Source organism: Absicoccus porci (genome assembly GCF_003725415.1).
Taxonomy (GTDB): Bacteria; Bacillota_I; Bacilli_A; order Erysipelotrichales; family Erysipelotrichaceae; genus Absicoccus; species Absicoccus porci.
Genome location: NZ_RJQC01000001.1, coordinates 1 through 25,357, shown reverse-complemented (window position 1 = coordinate 25,357; position 25,357 = coordinate 1). Strand labels below are relative to the sequence as shown.

At 38.4% G+C, this 25,357-nt stretch carries 29 protein-coding genes; 7 read left to right on the top strand and 22 right to left on the bottom strand.

Annotated features, from left to right (window positions below; genetic code table 11):
• Window position 1: 1 nt before the first annotated feature.
• From EDX97_RS00135 to EDX97_RS00105, 7 genes are all read right to left on the bottom strand, one after another.
• The gene (locus EDX97_RS00135; protein ID WP_276330004.1) at window positions 2-661 is read right to left on the bottom strand and encodes a sugar transferase; all 660 of its coding nucleotides are present in this window, start codon (window positions 659-661) and stop codon (window positions 2-4) included.
• A 19-nt stretch (window positions 662-680) separates the two neighbouring features.
• Window positions 681-1,964: a DegT/DnrJ/EryC1/StrS family aminotransferase gene (locus EDX97_RS00130; protein ID WP_128519200.1), complete on the bottom strand. Its 1,284-nt coding sequence runs from the start codon at window positions 1,962-1,964 to the stop codon at window positions 681-683.
• A gap of 117 nt (window positions 1,965-2,081) precedes the next feature.
• Complete coding sequence (locus EDX97_RS00125; protein ID WP_276330003.1) at window positions 2,082-2,510, bottom strand: polysaccharide biosynthesis protein; 429 nt, start codon at window positions 2,508-2,510, stop codon at window positions 2,082-2,084.
• A gap of 348 nt (window positions 2,511-2,858) precedes the next feature.
• On the bottom strand, window positions 2,859-3,104 hold the full coding sequence (locus EDX97_RS00115; RefSeq protein WP_128519198.1) for a hypothetical protein: 246 nt from the start codon (window positions 3,102-3,104) through the stop codon (window positions 2,859-2,861).
• A gap of 247 nt (window positions 3,105-3,351) precedes the next feature.
• The gene (locus EDX97_RS11795; RefSeq protein WP_245977965.1) at window positions 3,352-3,660 is read right to left on the bottom strand and encodes a sugar transferase; all 309 of its coding nucleotides are present in this window, start codon (window positions 3,658-3,660) and stop codon (window positions 3,352-3,354) included.
• Between the two features lie 8 nt (window positions 3,661-3,668).
• The gene (locus tag EDX97_RS11790; protein ID WP_221175858.1) at window positions 3,669-3,980 is read right to left on the bottom strand and encodes a hypothetical protein; all 312 of its coding nucleotides are present in this window, start codon (window positions 3,978-3,980) and stop codon (window positions 3,669-3,671) included.
• A 33-nt stretch (window positions 3,981-4,013) separates the two neighbouring features.
• Window positions 4,014-5,885 (bottom strand): polysaccharide biosynthesis protein, encoded by a 1,872-nt coding sequence (locus EDX97_RS00105; RefSeq protein WP_221175857.1) that lies wholly within the window; start codon window positions 5,883-5,885, stop codon window positions 4,014-4,016.
• A 217-nt stretch (window positions 5,886-6,102) separates the two neighbouring features.
• On the opposite strand from EDX97_RS00105, the gene EDX97_RS00100 reads away from it, so the two are divergent.
• Both EDX97_RS00100 and EDX97_RS00095 read left to right on the top strand, forming a co-directional pair.
• Entirely contained in the window at window positions 6,103-6,795 is a 693-nt protein-coding gene (locus tag EDX97_RS00100; RefSeq protein ID WP_128519196.1) for an AzlC family ABC transporter permease, read from the top strand.
• A complete protein-coding gene (locus EDX97_RS00095; RefSeq protein ID WP_128519195.1) occupies window positions 6,792-7,082 on the top strand; it encodes an AzlD domain-containing protein in 291 nt (96 codons plus the stop codon). The genes EDX97_RS00100 and EDX97_RS00095 overlap by 4 nt, the downstream gene beginning before the upstream one ends.
• Here the strand turns inward: EDX97_RS00095 and EDX97_RS00090 are convergent.
• From EDX97_RS00090 to EDX97_RS00050, 10 genes are all read right to left on the bottom strand, one after another.
• Window positions 7,079-8,419, bottom strand: a complete 1,341-nt coding sequence (locus EDX97_RS00090) for an MATE family efflux transporter (RefSeq protein WP_128519194.1) — start codon at window positions 8,417-8,419, stop codon at window positions 7,079-7,081. The genes EDX97_RS00095 and EDX97_RS00090 overlap by 4 nt on opposite strands.
• 31 nt (window positions 8,420-8,450) lie before the next feature.
• Window positions 8,451-10,088: a Na/Pi cotransporter family protein gene (locus tag EDX97_RS00085; RefSeq protein WP_128519193.1), complete on the bottom strand. Its 1,638-nt coding sequence runs from the start codon at window positions 10,086-10,088 to the stop codon at window positions 8,451-8,453.
• An 89-nt stretch (window positions 10,089-10,177) separates the two neighbouring features.
• On the bottom strand, window positions 10,178-10,714 hold the full coding sequence (locus EDX97_RS00080) for a flavin reductase family protein (RefSeq protein WP_128519192.1): 537 nt from the start codon (window positions 10,712-10,714) through the stop codon (window positions 10,178-10,180).
• A gap of 39 nt (window positions 10,715-10,753) precedes the next feature.
• A complete protein-coding gene (locus tag EDX97_RS00075; RefSeq protein WP_128519191.1) occupies window positions 10,754-11,920 on the bottom strand; it encodes a DUF349 domain-containing protein in 1,167 nt (388 codons plus the stop codon).
• Between the two features lie 310 nt (window positions 11,921-12,230).
• Complete coding sequence (locus EDX97_RS00070; protein ID WP_128519190.1) at window positions 12,231-12,437, bottom strand: type II toxin-antitoxin system Phd/YefM family antitoxin; 207 nt, start codon at window positions 12,435-12,437, stop codon at window positions 12,231-12,233.
• Window positions 12,434-12,997 (bottom strand): glucose-6-phosphate isomerase family protein, encoded by a 564-nt coding sequence (locus EDX97_RS00065; protein WP_128519189.1) that lies wholly within the window; start codon window positions 12,995-12,997, stop codon window positions 12,434-12,436. The genes EDX97_RS00070 and EDX97_RS00065 overlap by 4 nt, the downstream gene beginning before the upstream one ends.
• A complete protein-coding gene (locus tag EDX97_RS00060) occupies window positions 12,987-13,586 on the bottom strand; it encodes a glucose-6-phosphate isomerase family protein (protein WP_245977964.1) in 600 nt (199 codons plus the stop codon). The genes EDX97_RS00065 and EDX97_RS00060 overlap by 11 nt, the downstream gene beginning before the upstream one ends.
• On the bottom strand, window positions 13,556-13,765 hold the full coding sequence (locus EDX97_RS11950; protein ID WP_245977963.1) for a hypothetical protein: 210 nt from the start codon (window positions 13,763-13,765) through the stop codon (window positions 13,556-13,558). The genes EDX97_RS00060 and EDX97_RS11950 overlap by 31 nt, the downstream gene beginning before the upstream one ends.
• 3 nt (window positions 13,766-13,768) lie before the next feature.
• Window positions 13,769-14,503: a GntR family transcriptional regulator gene (locus EDX97_RS12080; RefSeq protein WP_183164203.1), complete on the bottom strand. Its 735-nt coding sequence runs from the start codon at window positions 14,501-14,503 to the stop codon at window positions 13,769-13,771.
• 10 nt (window positions 14,504-14,513) lie between these two features.
• Window positions 14,514-16,217: a class I mannose-6-phosphate isomerase gene (locus EDX97_RS00050; RefSeq protein WP_128519187.1), complete on the bottom strand. Its 1,704-nt coding sequence runs from the start codon at window positions 16,215-16,217 to the stop codon at window positions 14,514-14,516.
• Window positions 16,218-16,308: 91 nt separating this feature from the next.
• Between EDX97_RS00050 and EDX97_RS00045 the strand changes: the two genes are divergently transcribed.
• Window positions 16,309-17,190, top strand: coding sequence for a DMT family transporter (locus EDX97_RS00045; protein ID WP_128519186.1), 882 nt, complete (start codon window positions 16,309-16,311; stop codon window positions 17,188-17,190).
• Here EDX97_RS00045 and EDX97_RS00040 read toward each other — a convergent pair.
• Entirely contained in the window at window positions 17,093-18,334 is a 1,242-nt protein-coding gene (locus EDX97_RS00040) for a hypothetical protein (protein WP_128519185.1), read from the bottom strand. The genes EDX97_RS00045 and EDX97_RS00040 overlap by 98 nt on opposite strands.
• A gap of 9 nt (window positions 18,335-18,343) precedes the next feature.
• Window positions 18,344-18,568 carry a hypothetical protein gene (locus tag EDX97_RS00035; RefSeq protein ID WP_128519184.1) on the bottom strand — a complete coding sequence of 75 codons (225 nt, stop codon included), beginning with the start codon at window positions 18,566-18,568 and terminating at the stop codon, window positions 18,344-18,346.
• A 307-nt stretch (window positions 18,569-18,875) separates the two neighbouring features.
• Between EDX97_RS00035 and EDX97_RS00030 the strand changes: the two genes are divergently transcribed.
• Genes EDX97_RS00030 through EDX97_RS00020 form a run of 4 tightly spaced genes read left to right on the top strand, consistent with a single transcriptional unit; the run spans window position 18,876 to window position 20,284 of the window.
• On the top strand, window positions 18,876-19,622 hold the full coding sequence (locus tag EDX97_RS00030) for a hypothetical protein (protein WP_128519183.1): 747 nt from the start codon (window positions 18,876-18,878) through the stop codon (window positions 19,620-19,622).
• A 26-nt stretch (window positions 19,623-19,648) separates the two neighbouring features.
• Window positions 19,649-19,798, top strand: coding sequence for a hypothetical protein (locus tag EDX97_RS11585; protein ID WP_183164202.1), 150 nt, complete (start codon window positions 19,649-19,651; stop codon window positions 19,796-19,798).
• 22 nt (window positions 19,799-19,820) lie between these two features.
• The gene (locus tag EDX97_RS00025; protein ID WP_128519182.1) at window positions 19,821-20,105 is read left to right on the top strand and encodes a hypothetical protein; all 285 of its coding nucleotides are present in this window, start codon (window positions 19,821-19,823) and stop codon (window positions 20,103-20,105) included.
• Window positions 20,105-20,284 carry a hypothetical protein gene (locus EDX97_RS00020; RefSeq protein WP_128519181.1) on the top strand — a complete coding sequence of 60 codons (180 nt, stop codon included), beginning with the start codon at window positions 20,105-20,107 and terminating at the stop codon, window positions 20,282-20,284. The genes EDX97_RS00025 and EDX97_RS00020 overlap by 1 nt, the downstream gene beginning before the upstream one ends.
• 474 nt (window positions 20,285-20,758) lie before the next feature.
• On the opposite strand, the gene EDX97_RS00015 is transcribed toward EDX97_RS00020, so the two are convergent.
• Genes EDX97_RS00015 through EDX97_RS00005 form a run of 3 tightly spaced genes read right to left on the bottom strand, consistent with a single transcriptional unit; the run spans window position 20,759 to window position 25,123 of the window.
• Window positions 20,759-22,561 carry a CocE/NonD family hydrolase gene (locus EDX97_RS00015; protein ID WP_128519180.1) on the bottom strand — a complete coding sequence of 601 codons (1,803 nt, stop codon included), beginning with the start codon at window positions 22,559-22,561 and terminating at the stop codon, window positions 20,759-20,761.
• Complete coding sequence (locus tag EDX97_RS00010; RefSeq protein WP_128519179.1) at window positions 22,539-23,810, bottom strand: MFS transporter; 1,272 nt, start codon at window positions 23,808-23,810, stop codon at window positions 22,539-22,541. Before EDX97_RS00010 ends, EDX97_RS00015 begins: the two co-directional genes overlap by 23 nt.
• Window positions 23,807-25,123, bottom strand: a complete 1,317-nt coding sequence (locus EDX97_RS00005; RefSeq protein ID WP_183164201.1) for an MFS transporter — start codon at window positions 25,121-25,123, stop codon at window positions 23,807-23,809. The genes EDX97_RS00010 and EDX97_RS00005 overlap by 4 nt, the downstream gene beginning before the upstream one ends.
• Window positions 25,124-25,357 lie beyond the last annotated feature (234 nt).

The window sequence follows — 25,357 nt, the reverse complement described above, 5'->3', positions numbered from 1 at the left end:
TCTATTGTTCTCCATGCTTTATCTGATTCTGTCTATATTCATCAAAATCCTGTAATGTAAAGCTACCGCAGGCTTCAATTCCAGTTCTTTTTACGACCGCTTTTATAGTTAAAAATATAATTTTCAAATCATTCCAAAAGGTTATTTTATTTACATATTTAACATCATACGCAAATCTTTCATCCCAATTGACGAAATTTCTTCCATTAACTTGAGCCAATCCAGTTAATCCCGGTCTTACATCATGACGATGCATTTCATATTCATTGTAATAAGGTAGATACTTTACCGCCAAAGGTCTTGGTCCAATTAGGCTCATAGTGCCAATCAGTATACAAAAAACTTCTGGCAATTCATCTAAACTCGTACTTCTTAGCCATCTTCCAAAGGAAGTTAAACGTTGAGCATCCGGCAGCAATTCACCTTTTTCATCTCTATCATCTGTCATAGTACGGAATTTGTACAAATTAAAAATTTCACCATTTTTTCCTGGTCTAGGTTGCTTAAAAATAATTGGACTCCCCAATTTGAATCTCACTAAAAATGCAACTATAATAAATAGCCATCCAAAAAGAATAATTACAATCAATGAACATATAATATCTAAAATTCTTTTGACATATTTTTCATATATTCCATATGGTTGGTGTTTCTTTTCCATAGTTTTCATCCCTCATTTTTTACATAAAGCAAGCTCTTATCACTTTTATTATTCTCTCCTGCTGCTCTACGGTCATTTTATTGTCACTTGGCAGACATAATCCTCTTGTAAAAATATCCATACCTACATCAGCTACTCCGCCTGCAATATACGCATTTGATCTGGCACGTCCGTTTCCATCTCTGACAACAAATGGATTCAAACGATAAATCGGCTGCATATGCATTGGTTTCCAAATTGGACGCCCCTCAGCATTAATAGATGCAATCGCTTCCAGAATTTCTGTTGGACAAGACTTTCCTGTTTCTTTTACATAGCACACATCCTGCTCACCACGAACCTGTTTGCACATTGCTTCCTTATCAATAATCAGACAAGACAACCAGTAATTTGGTTCAGAATTTTCCAGATCCATTGGGTTCATAGATACTGGCAGTCCTTTTAAGCCCTCTTTATATCTCTCATAAATTGCTTTCTTCTGCTCAATATGCTCTTTCAGATAAGGAAACTGTCCACGAACAACACCAGCAACCACATTACTCATCCGATAGTTGTATCCCAGTTCTTCATGCTGATACCATGCAGCATTTTCTCTCGCCTGAGTTGACCACTTACGAACCTTATTTGCAGCTTCTTCATCATCTGTCAGGAAGCATCCACCAGCACTACCAGTAATAATCTTATTTCCATTAAAAGAAATTGTGTTATATTTTCCAAATGTACCAGTCTGCACGCCTTTATATGTAGCTCCCATAGATTCTGCTGCATCTTCTACTAAAATGGCACCATGCTTTTTAATAATTGTATTTAACTCATCAACTTTACCCGGAGTTCCATAAAGATGTGCAACAACCACAACCTTTGTATCCGGATAAATTTCAAATGCCTTTTCTAATGCAACCGGGTCCATATTCCAGGTGTCATACTCTGTATCAATAAACACCGGCTCTCCGCCTTCATAAACTACCGGATTTACAGTTGCATCAAATGTCATATCAGAGCAAAATACTTTCTTTCCCTCTAATGCACCATGCCCAACCTTTGGCATACCATATGCTTCAATACCTGCCAGTTTCATTGCCAAATGTAAGGACGCTGTTCCTGCTGATAATGCAACTGCGTATTTGCAACCGATATATTCACATGCCATTCTTTCTACTTCATTGATATTCTTACCAACTGTGGACATCCAGTTTGTTTCATACGCTTCTTTCACATATTCAATTTCCGGACCATGCATAGTCGGACTGCTCAACCAAACTTTTGATTCAAATTTTTCAAAATTATTGTTCTCTTTAAACATATGTAATTACCTCTTTTATATCGCTCCATGTTGTGGTTATTCTTTATGCAATCTCTTTGTTTACCTCTTCTGGTGTCTTAAATGTTGGTACAACACTTCGGAGAGCTTCTTTTGCAATCAAATCATCACCTGTATCACAGGCATCTCTAAGAACTTTGATTTTTTATAAATCTCTTCTTTATTTAAAGCTGTATCTCTTTCAATAAAAATCATGCTATTATCGGTTTTATCCAGTTCCTCTGTTTTAACCAATAACTCCTCATACAGTTTTTCTCCTGGTCTTAATCCCGTTTCAATAATTTCAATTCCCTGGACACCAGATAAACGGATCATATTTTCCGCCAGATCCATAATCTTAACTGGCGGTCCCATATCTAGAACAAATAATTCTCCGTTGCTTGCAATCGCTCCACTCTGAAGAACAAGCTGTGATGCTTCCGAAATTGTCATGAAATACCTGATGATTCTCTTGTCGGTAACTGTGACAGGACCACCGTTAGCAATCTGACGTTTAAACAACGGAATAACTGATCCTGCACTGCCCAATACATTTCCAAATCGTGTAGCATTGACTATTCATTGTGTTCCCCCACAAAAACCGGGACGGTTTCTTCCTTTCACTTTTTATTTTTTCACTGTTTGCTTGTAAGTGGTGTAAACAAAACAATTCCCTGCTCTGTTTCAGTGCCAATTTCAAGTGCGCTCGTTGATTTCACAATTGTTCCAGATCTTAATGTCAGCCATCTCCAATAAAGCTATATGACTCCACTACTGTATTGGCACCTACAACCGTTGCCTGACCGATAGTGCTTCCACAACCAACAACTACTCTCGGCTCAACAATGCAACCAAGCATTAAGTTAGCTGATGGAGAAATTGTAGAATCCATATGGGCTAAAACTGGAAATAAAGTGCTTCTAATTTCTTGTTCCATTCAAGTCTTTCTGCTCCATCATCACATGCTGCTATTGCATATCTATATTCTGGATAAAGAGTTTCTACTTCTTCCAGTTTTCCAATAGCACCTTCTCTGTCGTTATCTACAAAGGAGATTGCCTCAAAGCAGCCCATTGACTCTGCTATTTCCTTTACATAATCTCCATATCTTTTAGAGGCAACAATCAGTAATTTCTTTCCCATTCTCAACACCCTCCTCATAAGTTAAAAATATTTTTCTTCTTATTTAAATAGGACGTTTCTCTAACACGACAACTAGCCTGTGAATGTTCTATTTAAAGATCATTCGCAGGCTAGTTCAAACCTCCTTATCATAATTTTTCGGCTTATAGTGTGGGTCAAAATAAGCATCCAAGAAACCATTCAATTTTCATATTTCCGCTACTCACCCGACACAACCATGCAGAAAAATCATCATAACCAGATTCGACTAAGCCAGCGAAACCCTTGTAAAATCAAGGTTTTTCTTGGTTGTCCCTATTATACCGCTATCTCCAATAAATATATCCCAGATTTGTGGTAATTCATCTAAGGAATGGGCACGAATGAATTTTCTAATTTTTGTGATATATTGATCTGGATTATCCAACATATGGGTTGGTACATCATGTGGTGTAGACATTTTCATGGAACGGAATTTATGCAACTTAAAATATTGCTTATTCTGTCCCAATCGTTTTTGGGTAAATAATACGGGACCTGGATCTTCCAATTTGATAGCTAGTGCAATCGTTCCCATAATCGGGCTCAATACAACCAAACCACCAAAGGAAAGAAGGACATCCATTCCACGTTTGATATATTTTTCATAAAAAAAGGGCGGTATAAAGAATCACCAATTTCAACTAAGTGACCTTTTATTCCATCCGCATTTTCTTTATCCTTTTCATCTTCCACAAAAATAACTCGTTTTCCTTCGAGAGGATTTTTTTGATTCGGATCATTTTCAAATATAGAGTTTGGTTTCTGCTTTTTCGCAAAATACGTCAGACCAACAAAAGTAGCACCCATAGCTACTGTTGTAATACCAATAATCTTTTTTTTCTTTCTTTTATCCATGTGCTACTTCCTCCTTTATTTTGTTTACGATAATTATGCCATCTCTATATTCACTTCATCCGGTCTTTTAAAGGTAGGTACTACACTTCTGAGTGCTTCTCTTGCCTTGTCATCATCTTCATTTTCAATGGCTTGTTGTAGGATTTCTAACTTGTCATTGATTTGATCTTTTGAAAGTGGTTTATCCCTTTCGATAAAGATCAAACTGTTTTCTGTTCGATCTAATTCTTCGGTTTTTACCAGAAGTTCTTCATACAATTTTTCCCCTGGTCGCAATCCAGTCTCAATGATTTGCACATTTTGAACACCAGATAAGCGAATCATACTTTCGGCTAGATCCCAGATCTTCACCGGTTTGCCCATATCCAATACAAATAATTCCCCATTCTTGGCTAGGGCACCACTTTGTAAGACAAGCTGACTCGCTTCAGGAATGGTCATAAAATAACGAATGATACGTTTATCGGTGACCGTTACCGGACCACCATTGGCAATTTGTCGTTTAAACAAAGGAATGACTGAACCGGCACTGCCAAGTACATTCCCAAAGCGGGTAGCACTGTATTTGACCGTTCCCCAAGTACTCGCACTTTGTATCATCATTTCACACATACGTTTGGTCGCACCCATCACATTGGTTGGATTGACTGCCTTATCGGTAGAGACCATCATGAAACGTTCAACATGATATTCTTCACACACTTCGATCAAGTTCTTTGTACCAAAGACATTATTATAAATAGCTTCCACACAATTGCTTTCCATCAATGGCACATGTTTATGAGCAGCTGCATTGATCACAATTTGCGGATGATATTTTTCAAACACTTTTTTTAGTGTTTTTTTATGCGTGATCGAACCAATCTCGATACGAAGATCCAATTGATTTTTATACACAAACTTCAATTCCTGTTGGACCTCATACGCTCCATTTTCATAGATATCGAAAATGATGATTTGTTTTGGTTCCATCTTCGCTAATTGACGACACAATTCCGAACCAATCGATCCACCGCCACCCGTGATCAATACGACTTTATCTTTATAATAAACATAGGTTTTTTCATCCATGACCACGATGGGTTTTCGAAACAACAACTCTTCAATATCAAATTCACGCAATTGCCGTTTGTTTCCAGGCGAATACGCAACAGGATAATCATAAACCTTTAATTTATATCCCGCATTTTTATAATAGTTATACAATTCTTTTTTACGTTTTTGTGGCATCGAAGGAATCGCAAAAAAGATTTCTTGCACTTCATAGATATCCAATTGTTTTAAAGTCGTTTCATCTTCGCTCCACACTGGAATACCATTGATTTCACGACCCACCTTATCTTGATTCACATCAATAAAACAACGAGGCACATACGAAGATTCTTCATTATTCATTAAATCATTCGCTAAATTCACACCGGCATTGCCTGCACCCACGATGGCAACCTTGATCTTCTTGTTTTCTTTTTCATCCGTGGTTTCAATATTCGAAAACACATGCAGCAACAACGATAAAAATTTACCCAACGCGGTATCCTGATTACTAAACTTATAGGAATATCGATACATCATACGCATCGCAATACAAATCAATAGGTTGCAACTAAAAATCGATAATAAATGTGCAAAGGCAAGCCGTTGAACTGGCAAGATAAATTCAAGACACAGGCACAATAAAAAAGCCAATGTATCCGTGATCAACAAACGAATGTAACTTTCAATCCCACCAAAACGCCATACTTGACGATAGACTTTACCAACTAAACGAATGGGAAAAATCGACACAACAAAAAGACATACTTGGGCAAGTATATCACTGAACTCTAGTTTCATGTTGCCATGATACAAAATCAACAATATAAAAATAACGAATGCTAATACGACACAATCATAGAATACTAACATCCATCTTGTATGTTTAAAACGATATCCTCTTGACTTCTCTTCCATGATCCAATCTTTCTATCTCTCTCAATTCATTTAATTCTGCATGATATTGCATGCTTCTATATATTATAGTTTTATTAATTATTTTTCAACTGTGACTTAAATAAATCCATGTAAATTCTTAAGAAAACGTTATCATTTTACGGATTTCCGTTTATGTTCTATACTTAAAGATATGAATAAAAGAACTGCCTTTCAAACCGGACTGGTTGATGCCATCCCCATCATGTTGGGATATTTTGCCGTGGGCTTCTCTTTGGGCATTGCTGCTAAGAACGCAGGATTAAACTCACTACAAGGTTTTTTCATTAGTTTTTTCTGTAATGCCTCCGCCGGCGAATACGTAGCCTTTACTGTTATTGCTGCCCATGCCACCTATTTGGAAATGGTCATCGCCACTTTGATCACCAATGCCCGTTATTTTTTAATGAGTGCTTCTTTAGCCCAACGACTGGATGCCAATACATCCTTATTCCATCGCTTGCTCATTGCGTATGACGTTACCGATGAACTCTTTGGCATTGGCATTGCCAAGATCCATACCTATGGACCTTATTATATGTATGGAGCCTATAGCGTTGCCCTACCTGGCTGGGCTTTTGGTACCATGTTTGGTGTTATTGCCGGCAATATCCTACCTAGCCATATCGTAACGGCTTTAGGTGTTGCTCTTTATGGCATGTTTCTTGCCGTGATCATTCCGGCCACAAAAAAAGACCACATCGTCAGATATGTGGTCATTGTTTCCTTTATCGCTAGTTGGCTTTGGGATCAATTCCTGCCTTCTGATAGCACCAAAACCATTATTTTGACTCTATTGATTTCCACGTTGGCTGCTTGCTTATTTCCTCGAAAGGAGACCTCATGAGCATTCCTATTTATATTGCCTTGGCCGCATTGACAAGCTTTATCATTCGCGCCCTACCATTGACCCTGATTCGCAAACCCATACAAAATACATTCATCCAATCGTTTTTGTATTACGTGCCCTATGTAACCTTAAGTGTCATGACCTTTCCAACGATCCTTCATGCCACCAATAATCCTATGGCAGGAAGTGTAGCTTTGATCGTTGGCATTGTCTTATCCTGGCTGGGCGCTTCCTTATTTCAAGTGGCCCTGGCTTGTTGTCTTTTAGTCTGGTTCTTGATCTAAAGCTGGAGATTCTTTTCCATTTTACGATAATAATAAATGGAAATATACGCACAAATGACTTCAGTGATTGGTACAGCCCACCAAATATACTGCAATTGATGAAACAAGGTCGACAACAGATAAAAAGCCGGCACAATGATCAAAAATTGACGAAGTATATTAACGATCAAGGTATAGCGAGCATGTTCCAGAGCTTGCATAGCCGTCGAACGAATCAAGCTGATGGAAGCAAAGGGTAAAGAAGCCACACAAATACGCAAAGCAACAATACCAATATCTAACATGTGATCGGAAGCATTGTACATTTGTAAGAATGGTTGTGGAAAAGCTTCCAAGATGATCATCACACATACCATCAAGACAAGCGCGAAACGAAATGCCAATTGACTCGTTTGTTTTACCCGATCTTTTTTATCCTGGGCCAAGTTATACGATAAGATAGGGATCATTCCATTGTTTAAGCCAAATAAAGGCATACAACAAAAATTCTGTAGCTTTAACCAAATGCCATAAACAGCCGTTGCTGTGGTGCTATAGCCTAAAATGATCATATTGACACAAAAGGACGTTGCGGAATTCAAGCCAATTGTGACCATACTAGGTATACCTACACGAAAGATTTCCTTAGCAACATCCGGTTGAAATCGAATCAAAGACCATTGAAAATGAATCCAATGATTCTTATGATGATTCATGAAAAAACCAATACAAGTGGAAAACAATTGGCCGCCAACCGTCGCTATAGCGGCTCCAGCAATCCCCCATTGTGGAAAAGGACCAATCCCAAAAATCAATAAGGGATCAAATACAATATTAAAGAGGGCACCCGAAGCTTGAGAAATCATTGCTAATAAAGGATTTCCCGTACATACCAACATCTTTTCAAAATATTGGCAAAAGAAAACACCAATTCCTACACACCAGACAATGCGTAAATAAATGGTGCCCCCCTGCACGATTTCCGGTACATTGGTTTGGACCAAATAAATCTTTTGGGCAAATAAAGCGCCTAAAACAATGAACAACCCCGCAAAACACAAGTTCAAAAAAATTCCTGTATGGGCCACTTGATTGGCCCGCTTTTCTTTTTTTAGACCAATATAATGGGGCACCAGCGCACTCATACCTACACCAATGCCAACCGCAATCGCATTGGCAACTTGTTGCATCGGAAACGCTAAAGAAACCGCCGTCAAGGCATTCTCGGAAATTTGGGCTACAAACATTGAATCTACAATGTTGTAGAGGGCCTGGATAAAAAAAGAAATCATCATTGGCACCGACATATTGACTAATAACTTGGGAATGGGCCAAGTCCCTAACTTATTTTCTCTCATACCGATTCATTATAGCATAAAAAGTACCAACTTATTGAGCTGGTACTGGTTCTTGTTCAATTTCATTTTCATGCAGATCGACTTCAATGGAATCAAATTGTTCGGCAATGTCTTCGGCATGATCATTGATACGTAAAAAATCATTGAAGACCCGCGACATCATGATACCTGTTTCGGAATCCATCGCATTGTCTTTGATCTCTTCAATTTGTTCCTTTCGCCATGTATGGATCAAAGAATGGAGCTTTTTCGTATTTTGCTTGATGGCATCTAGATCATATATATAATCTTTGGAATGCATGGTCATCTCTGACATATGCAAGATCATATCCAAATCTTTGGTTGATAATTTATTTTCGGCTTGTTTCTGAGCCTGTTTGGAAATATTCACGGAATAATCACTGATTCGTTCCAAATGCACCAAAGACAAATAGAAAGCGCCTAATGCTTGGGAAACATTCGCATTGATATTTGGTGTGGATAAAGCCGTCGTGATGTATTCCGAAATGGATTCATTCAATTTGTTGACTTGTTTTTCGCGATTCAATATCACATCACATCGATCACTCGAATAAGAAATCAATTGTTTGGATGCATCTTGCACATTTTCATACGCCACATCCATCATATGGATGATCTCATCACTGACTTGATACACATTGATGGCATTGGCACCAATCAACTTATTCGACTTTGGTAATGGTTGTAAATACAATAAACCATCTTTTTTCTTTTCTGGTTCACTAGGTAAGGTCTTTTCGGCAAAATCCGCCAATTTATAACCAAATGGAATCAAGATGATCGTCGTACAAACATTAAATAACGTATGCATGTTCGCAATTTGTTTTGGGGCATTGGTTGGCGTCCAAGAAATGACCCAATCCGTTAATGGCGTGCTCATACAAATGAGCGTAAAGATGATCGTACCAATGATATTAAAGCTTAAATGAATGATCGTTGTTTGTTTCGCTTCACGGCTTGCCCCAATCGAAGCCAAGACCGCGGTAATACAAGTACCAATGTTTTGACCAAACAAGACATAAACGGCGGTATGCAGATCGACGATGCCCGAAAGAGCCAAGGCCTGCATGACACCAACCGATGCCGAGGACGATTGAATCAATGCGGTAAAGCCCGCACCAACCAAGATACCAATCAATGGATTGGAGAAACTGGAAACCATATTAATAAACGCATCACTATGACGCAATGGCACCATCGCACTGGACATCATATTCATTCCTAAGAATAGGATACCTAAACCGGCAATGATCTCACCAATTTGACGTTTGGTTTCTCCCTTTAAGAAAAGCACCATGGCCACACCCAAAAACGCAATCAATGGAGCGATGGCACCAATATCCAACGCAATCAACTGACCCGTAATGGTCGTACCAATATTGGCACCCATGATGACCCAAACCGCTTGTCGCAACGCCATCATTTGCGCATTCACAAAACCAACCACCATGACTGTGGTGGCTGATGACGATTGAATGATCATAGTGACCACACAACCCAATAAAATTCCTACAAAACGATTTGTCGTTAATTTCTCCAAAATAGATTTCATCCGGTCTCCAGCCGCAGCTTCCAGACCACCAGACATCATCTGCATACCATACAGAAACAATGCCAATCCACCCATAAGGTTTATCACAATTTCCATAAAGAGCTTCTCCTCTATCTCATCTTTACCTTCACTTTACAATAAAAAAAGTCCAATCACTTGGACTTTACATAATCTTTACAAAGCTTTTACGATTCAATGATGTATGCATGGACAATTTCGGCACTATACGCAATATGCGTATCTTTATTGGAACCCGTCGCATAACTATCTACATCTTGTGGATACCATTTTTGTAGGGATTCATCCAAAGCACCCAAATCAATGGCTTGTTTCTGTACGACTTTACATTCCAATGTCAATGGATATTCCACTATGGCCGGTACATTCACTTCTTCTCCATCCACTAAATGAAGATGAGCAGCTTCAATCTTATCGATATCTCGCCCGCTCTGTGCTCCACAAATCTTCGTAATGGTTGGATTGGCACCATTTAATGGAATACTTAATGTGAATTCACCAGTGGCATCCAATTGTTCACGTGTGAAACGATGTTCACGAATGAAACAAGTAAAAATAGGCAATGCCCAATTCACACCCAATTGACCCCAACCAATAACCATCGTATTGACTTTTTGATCTTTGGTTGTTAATAAAATACCCTTTGGTAAAGCTTCCACAATATTTTGTGCATATTCCGATACATTCACTGTTTTTTTGATCATCTTTTGTCTCCTTTAGAAAAGCAGATACAACGGTATCTGCTAATTCTCTTCATTTAATTTTTCATCGATATCAGCAATTTCATCTTCCAATTCGGAAATGAATTTTTCTTTATCTTTGATATCTTCTTCAATTTGATCACGTTCACTATCACTCAACAAACCATTCATATCATCGTTTAATTGTTTGATCTGACGCTTTTGATTATCAATCAAAGATTGTTTATGCGCCACCGTATCATGCATACGCTCTACCCAGTCTTGATGCTTCTTTTCATTGAAAGCACGCAAACCTTCAAAGTAGTTATCCATGAAACTACGGAACTCCGACCAAATCTTATTTTCCTTTTCACGACCACAAGAACCAATGTCTTTCCATTCGACACTCAGATTCTTCATCGTTTCCGTATTCTCACGCGTATACGATTCCGTTTCCGCAATCAACTGTGCCTGTTTAACCAATTGTTCCTTCTTTTCGTAATTCTCATCTTGTTTTTCATGCAACGCATCAAAATATTCATTGCGACGATCATAGAATACTTGTCGTGCATCACAGAAAGCAGTCCATAATGCATCTTCGTATTCACGACCGGCACTACCAGCGGCTTTCCATTCATCCATCAAATCACGATACGCATGTGATGTTTTCTTCCATTCTTCTGAATTCTGTAAAGCTTTAGCTTTTTCAATCAAAGACTCTTTTACTTGACGAACCTGTTCAAAAGACTGATTCATTTCTTCCCAATGTTCGTGTTTACGATCATAGAATTTTTGACGTGCATCATGGAATTGCTCCCACAATTCATCATCTTTACGACCCGCATTACCAGCCGCTTTCCATTCATCCATCAAGGTTTTCATTTTTTCCGTTGTTTGTTTCCATTGATCGGAATCAGCCAATTCTTTGGCACGTTTAATCAAATCTTCTTTTAAAGCAACACTCTTCTGAATTTGTTCATCTCGTTTCGCATAAATTTTATCGAGAACGGTTTCAAATTGATCATGAAGTTGTTCTTCATAAACGGATTGTGAAAAATGAATACGACGGAAACGACGACGTAAATCTTCAGCACGATCAATCTTTTCGTTTTCGGTCAATTCTTCATTGGCTTCTACTTCTTTTGCTTCTTGAATCAAAGCCTCTTTTTCTTCGATGTCGGCATCCATATCATCGACTTCTTCATTATAATTCTTATACTCTTCTGCCATCTTAAACACCCCAAATCTCTATAGCACGTTTTATGTATATTATATATTCTACATCATATCCTAAATTTCGCCAAATGAAACCGTACACAATCATTTTAGTTCAGTTAGCGAATTTAAATTTCTAGAATGAAATAGGAAAGGTTCATTCAATTATTATAAGAATTAAACTTTTTTCAAACAAAGAAACCAGCATGACAATATTAGACGCCGAACGTCTGGTTCATGATCTATCTGTAAAACATTATTCAGATATAAAAGAATGAAACTGCGCTCACTAATAAACGCAGTTTCATAAGATATACAAAAACATTTAAATTCCATATTTGTTTCCCGTATCCCCATCTAAAATTGCTTCGACCTCACACATTTTCTGTATCGGTTTCTCATAATAATCAATATCCATCACTACAAGTCGTCCATATCCATTTTTCGTCACAAAAACAGATTCATTTTTTTCTGCACAGATTCGTTCAATTTGCACGGTGTTTTTTAAATTACCCATAGGAATAATTTTCATAATATATGTTTATCTCCTATCCTTCCATCCATTATCTTGTGCTCCTTTAGAAGGATTTGACCATTTTCCTTGTAAACACGAATAGGAAAGGTACGTCCATAATCATGACCAGCATCGGCTGGCCAACACGCAATGATTGATAAAGGCGTATTCCCAGTATTGATGCAACGATGTGCCCATTGTCCAGAAATATGATGCAACGATCCCGATCGCATCTTCTCCAACCAACAAGTGCCACTTTCATCCATCAATGCCAATAAACCCTCACCTTGTTGGCACCAATAATATTCATCCCGATCTTTTCGAACATGGAAATGGCCACGTGTCATGTTGCATTCTCCATTGACGAATACAGGTTCTAAAATGGTTTGTCCCCAAAGTAAAGTCCCATCTTTAGTGGCATAGACCGTATACATCAACGTATCGGAATCGAACCCTTCGGGATTGGCATAAATCGATTGAATATTGGCAAAATGTGTTTGTGCTTTAGTGATGTCTTCGCCCATGGGGATGGATTTCCAAGCTTCTGTTAATCTTGGTTCTATGATTTTATTTTTCATACTCTTTCCATAGTTTTTCATATTTCGTTGGATTTGTGACAAATTCAAATCGATTCGGATCCTGTTCATATTGTGTATAGATAGGTACACCTTTTTCTAATCCAAATTCTGGATAGTTTCTAGCCTTTTGTATTTCAATGGGTTGGGCATGATACATCGGATTGGCTACAAATTCAATCGTATCTTGTTTTATGGTTGGATAATATGCCACACCATGATGAGCACGCACACCAGTATAATCAAAACCATAGTCTCTTACACACCAAGCACCAAACAACATGGGCTCGCTTGGATCGGCATTGATCGTACAATGAGCCCAATGTGGCGGTACAATGATGATATCGCCTGGTTCTCCATATACGGCCATACACTTACCGGGATCATCTGCGGTTGTTTGTTGCATATAAATATAAGCAGCAGCCCAAATCTCATACACTTCACACGTTGAATCGTTACAAGAAGGCGAACTCGCATGCACATGGCCTTGAGAACGAACGGGTTCTTTGCCAACCGTTCCTTTTTCAAAAATCATGGCTCCATACAATAAGTTTCGTTTTATTAGATCTTCTCGATCTTTTTCTTTGCCCACATCTCTACCGCATAGACAATGTCTGGACCATCTACATCAGGATCACTTAAACTTTGACGAATCGCATCCAATCGTCTTTTTTCCGTTTGTGGTCCAAATGTGCCATCTCCATATTGAAATTCCAAATTTGAAAGATCCGCTTGGATGGAAAATCCAGGATCTATTTTTTGATTTGCCATATTTTATTCTCCATACGATACCGAATACACATACTTATCCGGTCGATAATACACCACGACATATTCCACGATTTCACCTTTTTGATCATAGGATAGACGAATACGCTTCAATACCGGAGCCTCTTGATCAATTCCTAATTCATTGGCCAAACGCTCATCGGCATACGCAATTGAAATCTGCTCATCTACCTTTTGGATATGGATGCCTTTTTGTTCCAAAATCGCATATAACGATCCTTTGTAGATTTCGTTTTCTAGCGGAAGATCAATGGAACGCGGTAGATAACTCGTCATGGAAAGAAAGGGCGTTCGTGAAATTTCACATACACGATGTAACCGATATATTGTTTCATTTAATGAAATGTGGAGATGCTTCGATAATCTTTCATCCGCTTGGATCACATCCATTTGAGCGATTCGTACGCGATAATCCACATTATTTCGTTCCATTTCTTCATGAAAACTGGTGACCTTATTCAGTTTTTCGACAATGCGAGGTCCCAAGACTCGTGTGCCTTTGGGCCGTTCTTTCACAACCAAGCCATCTCGTACTAATGCATCCACAGCCAAACGAATCGTCATTCGACTGACCCCAAACATTTCCTCTAATTCTTTTTCGGTAGGAATGAAATCTCCCGGTGCATATTCTTTATCGACAATTTTTTGATACAAAATATCCCTTACTTGCCCATATAAAGGTTTTGCTCCCGCATGTTGATCTAACGTATATGTTTTCATCTTGCTCCTCTTATTTCCGAATCTTTGCACGAATGACTTTGACCGGTCCATTCATGGCTACCAATTGATACGTTTGGACACTAGCCGGTACAATAAAAGTCTCGGCATAATGAATGGTATACGGTTCAAACGCTTGGGTTGGTGAGACCACTTGTACGGCTTCTCCTTCTACCAGATTCAACATATTCACACTATCATCCATCTCGATCGTTACTCGTTCATCAAATGAATAACGTAAAGTATCGATAAATTCCAATTCGTGCAAACCCGTACGTTCTAGGGTATAGTTGTCTTTTTCTTCTAACACTTTTTCTCGATGAATCAAATTATGCATGATCCAAGATGTCGTTCGATCTTGTTGGATGTTTTCTTTTCCACGCTCAATATTGACAGGACGTGGCTTACCATCCAAACCGACTCGACCCCAATCATACAATTTAAACGTAAAGATATACGGCGTGGCACTAATTTCCAACACTACCGTTCCGGCTCCGGAACAATGAATGGTACCAGCAGGAATCAAGACATGATCATGTTTTTTGACAGGAATATTGTTGATATATTTTTCATCTGGAAACCGACATCCTGTTTCTTGGGAAGTATGTAAATCGTCAATGAATGCATCAAAATCAACGCCTTCCTTTAAGCCTAGATAGACATGCGCATCGGGTTGGGCATCCAAGATATAATAACTTTCATCTTGGGTATAATGCATGCCAAAATGCTCTTGGATATATTCGGTCAATGGATGGACTTGTAAAGATAAGTTCCCACCATGGATGGTATCCAAAAAATCAAATCGAATTGGAAATTCTTTCCCAAATCGAGCATGAACTCTTCTTCCCAACAAATGATTCGGTTTGGCATGAACCAAATTGATAGCGGGAATATCCACCAACGTATCCTTGATTTTTAGACATATGCTGTTTTCTTCTGGTACGCCATCAAAACACCAGGCATAATTATGTTCTTTTGGCTCTAAACCAAAATGTTCCTGCATCCAGGTACCTCCCCAGACACCTTCATCAAAATAAGGAACCAATCGAAATGGAGATGTTGAAAATAAATTCATACCTTTTTTATAGGTATCCATATCGATCATTTTTGGATGACCCAAAGTAGAGGCATCCACATAAAAATCGCAATCTGGTAACACTTTGAATTTATACCGATCAAAGATACGCCATTCCACAAAATACCCACGCTTATACTTTCTTAAAATATCGTCATCATAATTCTGTGCACCCCAGTTATCCATACCAGCACGATAACGCAATTGAATCTCCCATCGCGTGATATCAAAATACACATGAACATCTCCTGGATGGATCAAAGAAGCACCCACACCATAGATAATTGTTAAGCCATCGCCAATATGAGAGCGTAATTCCTCTACTTTACTTGGATCAAATAAAGAATCTAAGACTTCTGTGGTCAAGATTCCAAACACACGATCATCGGTAATTTGTCGGCCCAAGATAGCTTGGATCTCCTCTTCACTTTTCTTAGCGGCATCCGCAAATAGAATCGTATTGGGACTTAATGCATCGATCAATTCGGTCAAGACATTTTCATTGGATACCCCATGATAAAAATCAAGTGTCAATACAGCATGATCATAACCAGCTAAAGCTTCTTGTAATTTTTCAATGATAGCTGGATAGCCATCATAGACATTTCCATTTAATGGTTTACTTGGATGTAAATCGTACATACATTTCTCCTTTTTTCTTCATTCTATCGTTATAACCTTATAATGTAAAGAAACAAATAAATATGTAAGAAGATATGATATAATTACAAGCATGAATAAAACAGAAATCACACACATTGGTATTTTATTATTAACATCTATCATTTGGGGCATGGCCTTTGTCGCTCAAAGCGTTGGCTCCCATTTGGTTGGCCCCTTTACCTTTATGGCCATCCGCAGTTGGTTGGGTGTCTTGACTTTATCCCCTTTATTGATTCATACCCTACGAAAAGTTGGCATCCATAAAGACTTGATCATGGGTTCCATTTTTTGTGGAATTGGCCTTTTCTTAGGTTCTGTTCTCCAACAGTTTGGCATTGCCTATACAACCACGGCCAAAGCCGGTTTTATTACCGCTTTATATATGATCTTCGTTCCTATTTGTTCCTGGTTTTTACACAAACCCATCCATAGACAAATCTGGATCTCGGTTTTGATGAGTGTTGTTGGTTTATATCTTCTTTGTTTCCATGGCTCCATTGGCTCGTTCAATCAAGGCGATATCTTGATGCTCTTTGCCGCTTTGGGCTTTACCTTTCAGATCCTAGCCGTCAATCGCTTTGTGGCCAAATGCCATCCTATTTTATTATCCGGTGGCCAATTCTTATTTTGTGCCATCGTTTCTACGATATTGATGACAACCGAAACAGTTACCTTACCCGCTTTAAAACAAGCCATGATTCCAATGTTGTATACCGGTATTTTTTCAACCGGTATTGCCTACACCTTGCAGATGGTTGGTCAAAAAGGTTTGAATCCTACCGTTTCTTCCTTGGTCATGTGCTTGGAAAGTGTCTTTTCGGCATTGGGTGGATGGCTTATATTGGGACAATCTCTCAGTGCACAAGAAGCCACTGGTTGTGCATTGATGTTCCTCGCGATTGTCTTTTCCCAAATATCACCACGTAAAAAAGGGGTTGTTTCCGAACAGTAACAACTCCCTTTCTTTTTATTCTTTTCTCTAATTTCAAGAATCCAAGTCCAGATAAGATCATGGCACTCCATGAACCAAACAATATTTCATTGACACCTGTCTGTACACTCGATGATGTCGTTTGTTTCTGTGGTGTTTCAACATCCGTATCCGTAACCATGGCGGTTGGTTGATTGAATGTTGTTTCTACTTTTACAGGTTCTAGTTTGTCTTCCTTAGATACACGCACAAACAAATCTGTTAATTGAATGGTTGAACCATTCCAATGGACATATTGTTTATCGGGTCTTCTATACGAAATGGTTTCGGATCCAACACCTTGATAAACTCCAGTAGTCATACTGGCAAATGAATAGAATGTATAAATAAAATGATCGGTAGTCGGCAACGCATACTTGGCCCAATAATCTCTATCTTCTGGTACTGTATTGTGGTACGTTCCAAAGTTACCAATAATACCATTCCTTTCAACCAGCATTTTACCCTTTAAATTCTTTACATCCATATCCCATATCTTAACACCTTGATGATCGTCCACATCTGTAAAAATGACGAGTGGTTTCTCTAACACGACCGGATTGTTGTTGGCATCTAAGAAAGTTACCTTCATGGTTAATAGGCAATCTTGATACAATAAAGCAACCTCTTCATTAAAGATAGTAGAATATTTTATTCTATCGATTTCAGGCAACGCATCTAAATACTCTCCCGTTTCCTTCACGCCTGCCGTACTTTTCTGTTGGATTTTAACAACATCAAATCGCAAACTAATTGGGTTTCCCGCTTTACTATCAAGGAATACATTTTGATAGATCCAATAGTCTCCTTTTTGGATATATCCGCTATAACCACCTTGTAGATGTTTCGATAGCTGTATTGTCTGCTCTGGACTTTTCGAGATGACTGTCACTTTATTAAAGTCACCACCAATCAAATCTTTGAATTCATCCATCGACCATTCATCTTTATAATTATCACTTGGATTCTGAATGACGGTCGCAAACTGTTTTTCTTGTTCCTTGGCGTATTCTTCATTGTATTGGTTCTGTTGCACAATGGTCTGATTCAATGCATCAATCTGTGATTGATAATAATCATGCAGATCTTGTTGATCCACTGTTTGTTGATTATTGATTGTATTCACATCAAGACCTCAATCCTGGGCTTCTTTAATTTTGTCATCCAATTCCTGACGATTATCTATAGTTACAGATTGTATCTCCTTATCCTGTGAATTGGTTGTTTCTGTTGTTTGGCTCGTTTCAGTCGTTGTTTCTGGCTGGGTTGTTGGTTCCGCGGCTTTGACAGCTACACCTCCCAACGTAAACATAGCACCATCTACAATTGGTACTTCTAGATACTTCGCTATTTTATTCATAAGATGCTCACCTCTCATAAATAAAATAGTCTCATATTGAATTTTTTAATACTTATATTTTTGCATATAATTCGCTAGATTAATGGATGAACATAGTTAATTTTTCAGATAAGTAAAGTATTCATGAATTGTTTGTATGATAGGACAGATATAAATGATTTGAAACAAATTCCATTTCATCCGTATAAAAAGTATATGGATCCATGTTTCCTTACAGGTTAAATTTACGTTTTCTTTAATTACTTTTTTGATTTGTAACTTAAAATAGGTTACAAATCAAAAAAGTTATTTAAAGAGAATTATGCATATGTTGAAAGAATATATTGAAAAAATTCTCCATCGAAACGTGCAAATCGTATCCTATAAGGATCAAAGAAAACTACCATTAAGCATTCAAGGAAGCTATGATCTACACTTGATTGATATTGAAGGACAGATTGCGCTTATCGCAACACCAATAGAAAGAATACCATTGGTAACATTACGAAAACAGCAGCATCCGATGGCGATGTATACAGGCCTTCCCTGTGTTCTATATATGACAGACATGAATTATTACACACGAGATGCTTTGTTGGATGAAGGGATTCCTTTTGTATGGGAAGGACATCAACTATATCTTCCTTTTTTAGGCGTACTGCTAGATACCCATCAAAGAAAAACATTACCAACTTGTACACAGATTTCGTATTTGACACAAAAATTGCTATTGAGTGCACTATATCAAGGATGGCAAAAAGTAACAGTGACACAAGCTGCAAAATTACTAAATGTCTCTAAGATGTCAATTACTCGTTGTTTTGATGAACTAGAAGCACTAAATATTCCTTATCTATCTATACAAAAACGATCGAGATATTTTACTGCAGATACAGATAAAAAAGCCATGTGGGAAAGTATACAAGACATTTTACGAAATCCCGTTCTGAAAAGTTATGCTCTAAAAGCGAAACCAGAAATAGAGCTGCCGCTATCCGGACAATCAGCATTGGCACATTATTCGATGGTAGATGATGTTTCTTATTCAATTTTGGCAATCACCAAAAAAATCTAAAAATTATAGATCTATCTGCCAATAAGATGTCTTTTGGAGGTGATATTCCAGGCTGTGTCATTCAGGAATTGGGATATTGTATTCCTTACGAAAACAAATTTGCGATTGATCCATTAACAGTCGCGTTAAGTATTCGTGCAGATGAAAAAAAGATCCTAGAATCAGTATGGCGATAGATGAAATGTTAGAGGAGCATGTATGGTAAAAGGAATAGAAAAATTTCGAGATTACTTTAGTGATTTTACTGACCAGTATGTATTAATCGGCGGAGCTGCATGTGATATTTCATTTGAAACCCAAAATGTAGATTTTAGAGCTACAAGAGATTTAGATGTCGTTCTAATTGTAGAGGCTTTAACTTATGAATTGGTCAAAGATTTTGGAAATTTATTCGAGATGGGGGCTACCAAAATCGGGCAAAGTCATCTGGAAAGCCACAATTCTACCGCTTTAACAAACCTTCAAAAGATGGTTTTCCTTTAATGATTGAATTATTTGCTCGAACCGAATATATCTTAAAAAACGACGATGCATTAACACCAATTCACCTGGATGATAGTGTTTCAAGTTTATCTGCCATCCTTCTAAACAATTCTTATTATGAGGCACTACTACAAGGACGAGATATTATCGACGGACTTTCTATATTAAAACCAAGCTAGCTTATTCCTTTCAAAAGCATGGCTAGACTTGGACAAACGAAATCAAAATGGAAAACATGTTGATTCTATATGGCAACTTTTATCGAAAAAATGAATATAACAGATCAGGAAATTAAAAATCTAAAACTTCATGGTGTTAATGCAAAAAGAATCCGTCAGCTGTTAATTGAAACATACTTGTAAACATCTAATAAATCTTTTAGATTCAATATCTTACAAGAGCTATCGCAGATAAAATGATTCATTTTTAGGCATTCATCAATAGGATTCTTGAAAACAAAAGGACCAGGATTATCTCAAGATTTCTGATTCAAATGAAAAGATTTGACTAAATCAGGCGATACGAAAATATTATCAAAACAATATAAGACACATTTATTTCCATTGATGAAAACTTAGAATTCATAAGATTACATATTATTTAATGATGTCTGAATATCGTTCCAAACTTGTCATAAAAAAGGCCGCGGACAACTAATCCGCAGTCTTTAATGGCAACCACAATTGAATCGAATCCTTTTCAATCGTGATCTGTGTTTTGGTGTATGGAAGTTGGGTTTGATCCACGTCCATACCATATAAAATTAATTCCAATGTATGATTGGCTTCGATTCGATAATCATTCGAAACAAATTCCATCTCATACGTATAGAATGTATCGGGATCAATGGCTTCCTTTTTGTAATTACAACTTCGATTTTGGGCATTCATCCAAGCTCTTGTGATCACAAAATAATCGGATGGATTCTTTTCTTGTTTGAACATAAAATGTTGATTTTCATCCCCATCCAATTCAGGTGTTAATCGACATTGTTTGCCATGATCCACCAACATCGCACTCAAGATAGCCGTTGGCTGATTGATCTTAGCACGGAAGCGAATCTTAGCCCGGCCCGAAAACAACGAAGTCGTTTGGATGGATTGAACCGGCAATCGATAGGAAAAGGCATTCTTTTCCGTCACCAATTGATCCAACCACGCTTTGGTGTTCTTTTCTTTCCGGTCATATACACTTAAAGAGAGATCATCCATAAATGTAGCTTCGGGATGATGGAATTCAAAGAATCGATCTTTGACCGGTGGCCAAACCGTATAGGTATCCCATTGTTTTTGATCCAAGTTATTTTCCACATAGATTCGTGGACCTTTTTCAATGCCATTCTCTATACCTTTTAAATAATGATCCAACCAAGCATCAATCAAACGCAAAGTGGGAGCACCCTCTAAATGATAGGTATAAATATGTTGACCACGATGCAAAAGCATCATACATTCTTTGCCTTGGGCTTGCATCGCTTCAAACAAACGAATGCCTTGATCGGGTTTCACATTCCAATCATTCAATCCCTGGATCACAAAGATCGATGCCTGGATGTTGTCAACGTGTTTTAAATAATTGCGCTCATCCCAGAATCGATTGTAGTTGGCACTTTCACGATCTTCTTGTTCCTGCAATTGTTTTTGACTCTTTTCAAAACGAGACTGGATCGTTGGATAATCTTGCGGATCCAAGGCCCGGGAAAAACAATAGCGCGCTAAGATATCCAGATCATCGCCTTGCCAATCCATGGCTGGCAAGGTCAGGCCATTGTATCGATAATATTCATACCAATTGGAAATACCCGCTTCCGGAATGATGGTCTTTAATCCAGGTACACCCGTTGTGGCTACCCCAATGGCCATGGTCCCTAAATACGACCGCGCCGACATAGCCACATTTCCATTGCACCAATGTGCCTTGATCTGGATTCCATCTTCACGATTGGTAAAGGCAAGAGCATTTCCATTCAACCAATCAATGACCGATTTAAAAGCAAGAATTTCTTCGTGTGATCCTGTCAGAGTGATGCCATCACTGCCTTTGGTTCCCAATCCGCCACAAAATATGGCAGCATAGCCTCGATCAATCAAATGATCATATAGATTGGAAATGCATTCGTATTGATTCGGTGACGGTTCCGGCATGGTGTTTTCATCCGCTTGACCATGAATCGGACGATGCTCCAAGGTTTTCGGAACATAGATATATTGAATATCCTTTTCATCGATATCCTGGGTGGGATAGGCTTTGATATTGGTGTTGACATCATAAAGCGTATACCAATCTTCGTTACAATGAAGCATATAGGGATTGGCCACATACACAGCGGGTACAGGATGGGATACAAGCGGTCGTTTGATATAGACCGCAATCAAATCCCGCTTCCCATCCCCATCGGTATCTACAGGCGTTTCCACATAGACTTTTTCAAATTTAGTTGGCTTTGGCTGTGACATGTTTTTTCAAATAAGCTTTCCAGATCACGACAAAGATCGCACCAAGGATCAACATAACGATCAGGAAACCAAAGAATTGTCGATAACCCGCAACACCTGGATGTTGATCGATCATGATACCGGCCAATAAAGAAACAAAGATTTCAGGCAAATAACCAATGGTTGAAATGATACCAGCTGCGGTTCCAGAATACTTTTCCGGAATGGCACCTTCATCCATCATCGCCCATGTTTGGGCATAATTGACATTATAGAAAACATAGATCACGATAAACAAAATGGTAAATGGCACAATGCTGGATTTGTTCAAAGGCAAGATCAAAATGGCAGCTGTACCAACGATCATAACGATAAAACTGATCAATAAAGCTTTGCTCGTACCAAACTTATCGGAGAAATAACCACCACCAATATTTCCAAACAAACTAAACCAACGTTTCATGGCAGCTAACATCGCACCAAACGTAACGGTTGCGCCTAAAATACTCGTTGCATATGGCGTAAAATAATACAAAGACAACGTAAATACGTAGTTACAGAAAGTCACAAATCCAATGATCCATACTGCCGGCATCTTTAAGACTTCGCCAATGCCTTTAAAAGAAATACGATCGCTTGGGTCCATTTTTTCATCTTTGACCGTAAAGAAACAGAAGATTCCCATCGCAATGGTCAAGATGGAATAATATAAGATCACGGCTTTCATACCAGCTACTTCATTATTGATGCGACCAATGCCATAACGGAAAGCGGCAACAGCTCCCATGGCCATCAAAGCCGCACCGACACCACGACCTCCCTCAAAGAAGCCATAGGCTTTTCCTTGATCATCCGATCCGGATAAGATACGAACGGCTTTGACACAAGCGGGCCAGAACGCAAATAAGCTCGAAACACCCCAAAAGGCATAGAGACAAACCAACTGATAATAGTTCAATGGCAATAGATGTACGAAACCTCCCAAGCCCGTACCAATCAAGGATACGGTCAAGATCATCCGCGTAGAAAAACGGTCTGCAACTACACCACCAAACAAATAGGAGATCATCCCAAAGATACCCAAAATACTACCAAACACACCCATTTGGGTATTGGTCAAATGATATGTCTTTAAATAAGCATCATAGTAATCAAAACGAAAATATGGCAAGCCATAAATGATGGCCCCACTAAACGCAACAATAAGGATGGCCCAAAAGTTCTTCGCTAATTTCTGCCCCATACCTAATTTCTTTAAAAATGTATTCATAGATTTTCCCTCACAATTTCTTCTTCCTTATGGTTATACTTGCGTATACCCAAATACAAGACAAATCCAGCAATCAAATATAAGACCGCCGCAATGTCATAGGCTCTTTGATAGCCCGATTGATGCAAAAATAAATAACTACCCGTAAATCGACCGGATAATATGCTGACAATACCAGCAATAAAATTCACCAATGAAGTAAAGACAGGCCGCATGGTCTTTGGCACCACATCCATTGATAAGGCACTATCGGCTGGACTGGACAAATTGGCAAGGCCCGCCCGAATGAATAGCGCCGTTCCCACTACAGGAACAACCCAGCTTCCAAACAGATTGCCATGACCAATGATCAACATAAATGGAACCGACAAGACCACGGTGAAAAAGATGGTACCCACTTTGCCAAATTTCTCTACACATTTTGGCGTAAAGAACATAAATAAGACAATGGCCACATACGAGATGGAAACCATCAAAGAACTGGTCGCTTTATCAATATGCAGATTTCGATTTAAATAAACCGTATAATACGATGTGAACAATCCCATCGCAAAGGAAATCAATGCCCAATAGATCAAATAGGCTCGTGCATATCGATTGAAAAAGACCGTTCGTACCTGCGACATTCTTTCTTTTATCGAAATGACTTTCTTCTTTGGTAGAACGGGCTTAGTCTCTTTGATCATCGCTACCGGAATAACGGACACCAAGGCAATGATGCCGACAACGATCAATACCAAACGATTGGCTTGTAGATAGAGCATATGCATCGATGGACTCATTTGGACGATATAGCGTGTTGCTTCTTGCGCAGCACCAAATGAAATATGCTCCAACATCGCAAACAATTGCACCACCAAGGCACCCCCAGCATAGGTTGCAATCAAATAACCTATATAGCCCATATAATACGTACGTGTATACCACCGGATACTATCGTCTTTTAGATCTTCGGTATTGGCTGCCACAAATGGACTCAACATGATGAAGTGCAGTTGCACACCTGTCAATGCCAAAAGCGTGGCCACATACAATATGGCTGGATTGCCTACATAGACAACGCCAAAGAACGCAAAGGCGGTACCCAACGAACAAAAATATAATAACTTCTTATATCCAAGTTTCGGTGCCAGCAACAACAAGCCGGCTGCAACAAAGGTTGCATAGCCATAAAAGGCCCAAAATGAAGTCGCAATCGAAAGTTGCACATCTTGAAGATAATTGACATACGTATCGTATAAAACGCCACTGGCTAAATTATTGATCACATAGCTGATGATAAACAGAACCAAGTTTCGTTTTTCTGCTTTCAATATTTCCCTCCTTTTTATAATATTTTTGATTATACAACAAAAAAGAAGGCTTCTAAACCCTTCATTCCAGTCAATCTGTCCAATCCAGGACAGAATGAACACATGATCGAAAATAAATTGCTTAAAATGAATAAAAAAAATGGGTATTTAATTTTTAGGGTGGTTTTTTCCACTCTCTTTTTTTATACTCATTTTTCTATTTAAGATTTAGGGTGGAAAATAACATATTGTTGT

Coding starts and splice junctions, on each gene's coding strand:
- EDX97_RS00135 (WP_276330004.1), bottom strand. CDS start 661: ATGGAAAAGAAACACCAACCATATGGAATATATGAAAAATATGTCAAA.
- EDX97_RS00130 (WP_128519200.1), bottom strand. CDS start 1,964: ATGTTTAAAGAGAACAATAATTTTGAAAAATTTGAATCAAAAGTTTGG.
- EDX97_RS00115 (WP_128519198.1), bottom strand. CDS start 3,104: ATGGGAAAGAAATTACTGATTGTTGCCTCTAAAAGATATGGAGATTAT.
- EDX97_RS11795 (WP_245977965.1), bottom strand. CDS start 3,660: ATGGGAACGATTGCACTAGCTATCAAATTGGAAGATCCAGGTCCCGTA.
- EDX97_RS11790 (WP_221175858.1), bottom strand. CDS start 3,980: ATGGATAAAAGAAAGAAAAAAAAGATTATTGGTATTACAACAGTAGCT.
- EDX97_RS00105 (WP_221175857.1), bottom strand. CDS start 5,885: ATGTTAGTATTCTATGATTGTGTCGTATTAGCATTCGTTATTTTTATA.
- EDX97_RS00100 (WP_128519196.1), top strand. CDS start 6,103: ATGAATAAAAGAACTGCCTTTCAAACCGGACTGGTTGATGCCATCCCC.
- EDX97_RS00095 (WP_128519195.1), top strand. CDS start 6,792: ATGAGCATTCCTATTTATATTGCCTTGGCCGCATTGACAAGCTTTATC.
- EDX97_RS00090 (WP_128519194.1), bottom strand. CDS start 8,419: ATGAGAGAAAATAAGTTAGGGACTTGGCCCATTCCCAAGTTATTAGTC.
- EDX97_RS00085 (WP_128519193.1), bottom strand. CDS start 10,088: ATGGAAATTGTGATAAACCTTATGGGTGGATTGGCATTGTTTCTGTAT.
- EDX97_RS00080 (WP_128519192.1), bottom strand. CDS start 10,714: ATGATCAAAAAAACAGTGAATGTATCGGAATATGCACAAAATATTGTG.
- EDX97_RS00075 (WP_128519191.1), bottom strand. CDS start 11,920: ATGGCAGAAGAGTATAAGAATTATAATGAAGAAGTCGATGATATGGAT.
- EDX97_RS00070 (WP_128519190.1), bottom strand. CDS start 12,437: ATGAAAATTATTCCTATGGGTAATTTAAAAAACACCGTGCAAATTGAA.
- EDX97_RS00065 (WP_128519189.1), bottom strand. CDS start 12,997: ATGAAAAATAAAATCATAGAACCAAGATTAACAGAAGCTTGGAAATCC.
- EDX97_RS11950 (WP_245977963.1), bottom strand. CDS start 13,765: ATGGCAAATCAAAAAATAGATCCTGGATTTTCCATCCAAGCGGATCTT.
- EDX97_RS12080 (WP_183164203.1), bottom strand. CDS start 14,503: ATGAAAACATATACGTTAGATCAACATGCGGGAGCAAAACCTTTATAT.
- EDX97_RS00050 (WP_128519187.1), bottom strand. CDS start 16,217: ATGTACGATTTACATCCAAGTAAACCATTAAATGGAAATGTCTATGAT.
- EDX97_RS00045 (WP_128519186.1), top strand. CDS start 16,309: ATGAATAAAACAGAAATCACACACATTGGTATTTTATTATTAACATCT.
- EDX97_RS00035 (WP_128519184.1), bottom strand. CDS start 18,568: ATGAATAAAATAGCGAAGTATCTAGAAGTACCAATTGTAGATGGTGCT.
- EDX97_RS00030 (WP_128519183.1), top strand. CDS start 18,876: ATGTTGAAAGAATATATTGAAAAAATTCTCCATCGAAACGTGCAAATC.
- EDX97_RS11585 (WP_183164202.1), top strand. CDS start 19,649: ATGTCTTTTGGAGGTGATATTCCAGGCTGTGTCATTCAGGAATTGGGA.
- EDX97_RS00025 (WP_128519182.1), top strand. CDS start 19,821: ATGGTAAAAGGAATAGAAAAATTTCGAGATTACTTTAGTGATTTTACT.
- EDX97_RS00020 (WP_128519181.1), top strand. CDS start 20,105: ATGATTGAATTATTTGCTCGAACCGAATATATCTTAAAAAACGACGAT.
- EDX97_RS00015 (WP_128519180.1), bottom strand. CDS start 22,561: ATGTCACAGCCAAAGCCAACTAAATTTGAAAAAGTCTATGTGGAAACG.
- EDX97_RS00010 (WP_128519179.1), bottom strand. CDS start 23,810: ATGAATACATTTTTAAAGAAATTAGGTATGGGGCAGAAATTAGCGAAG.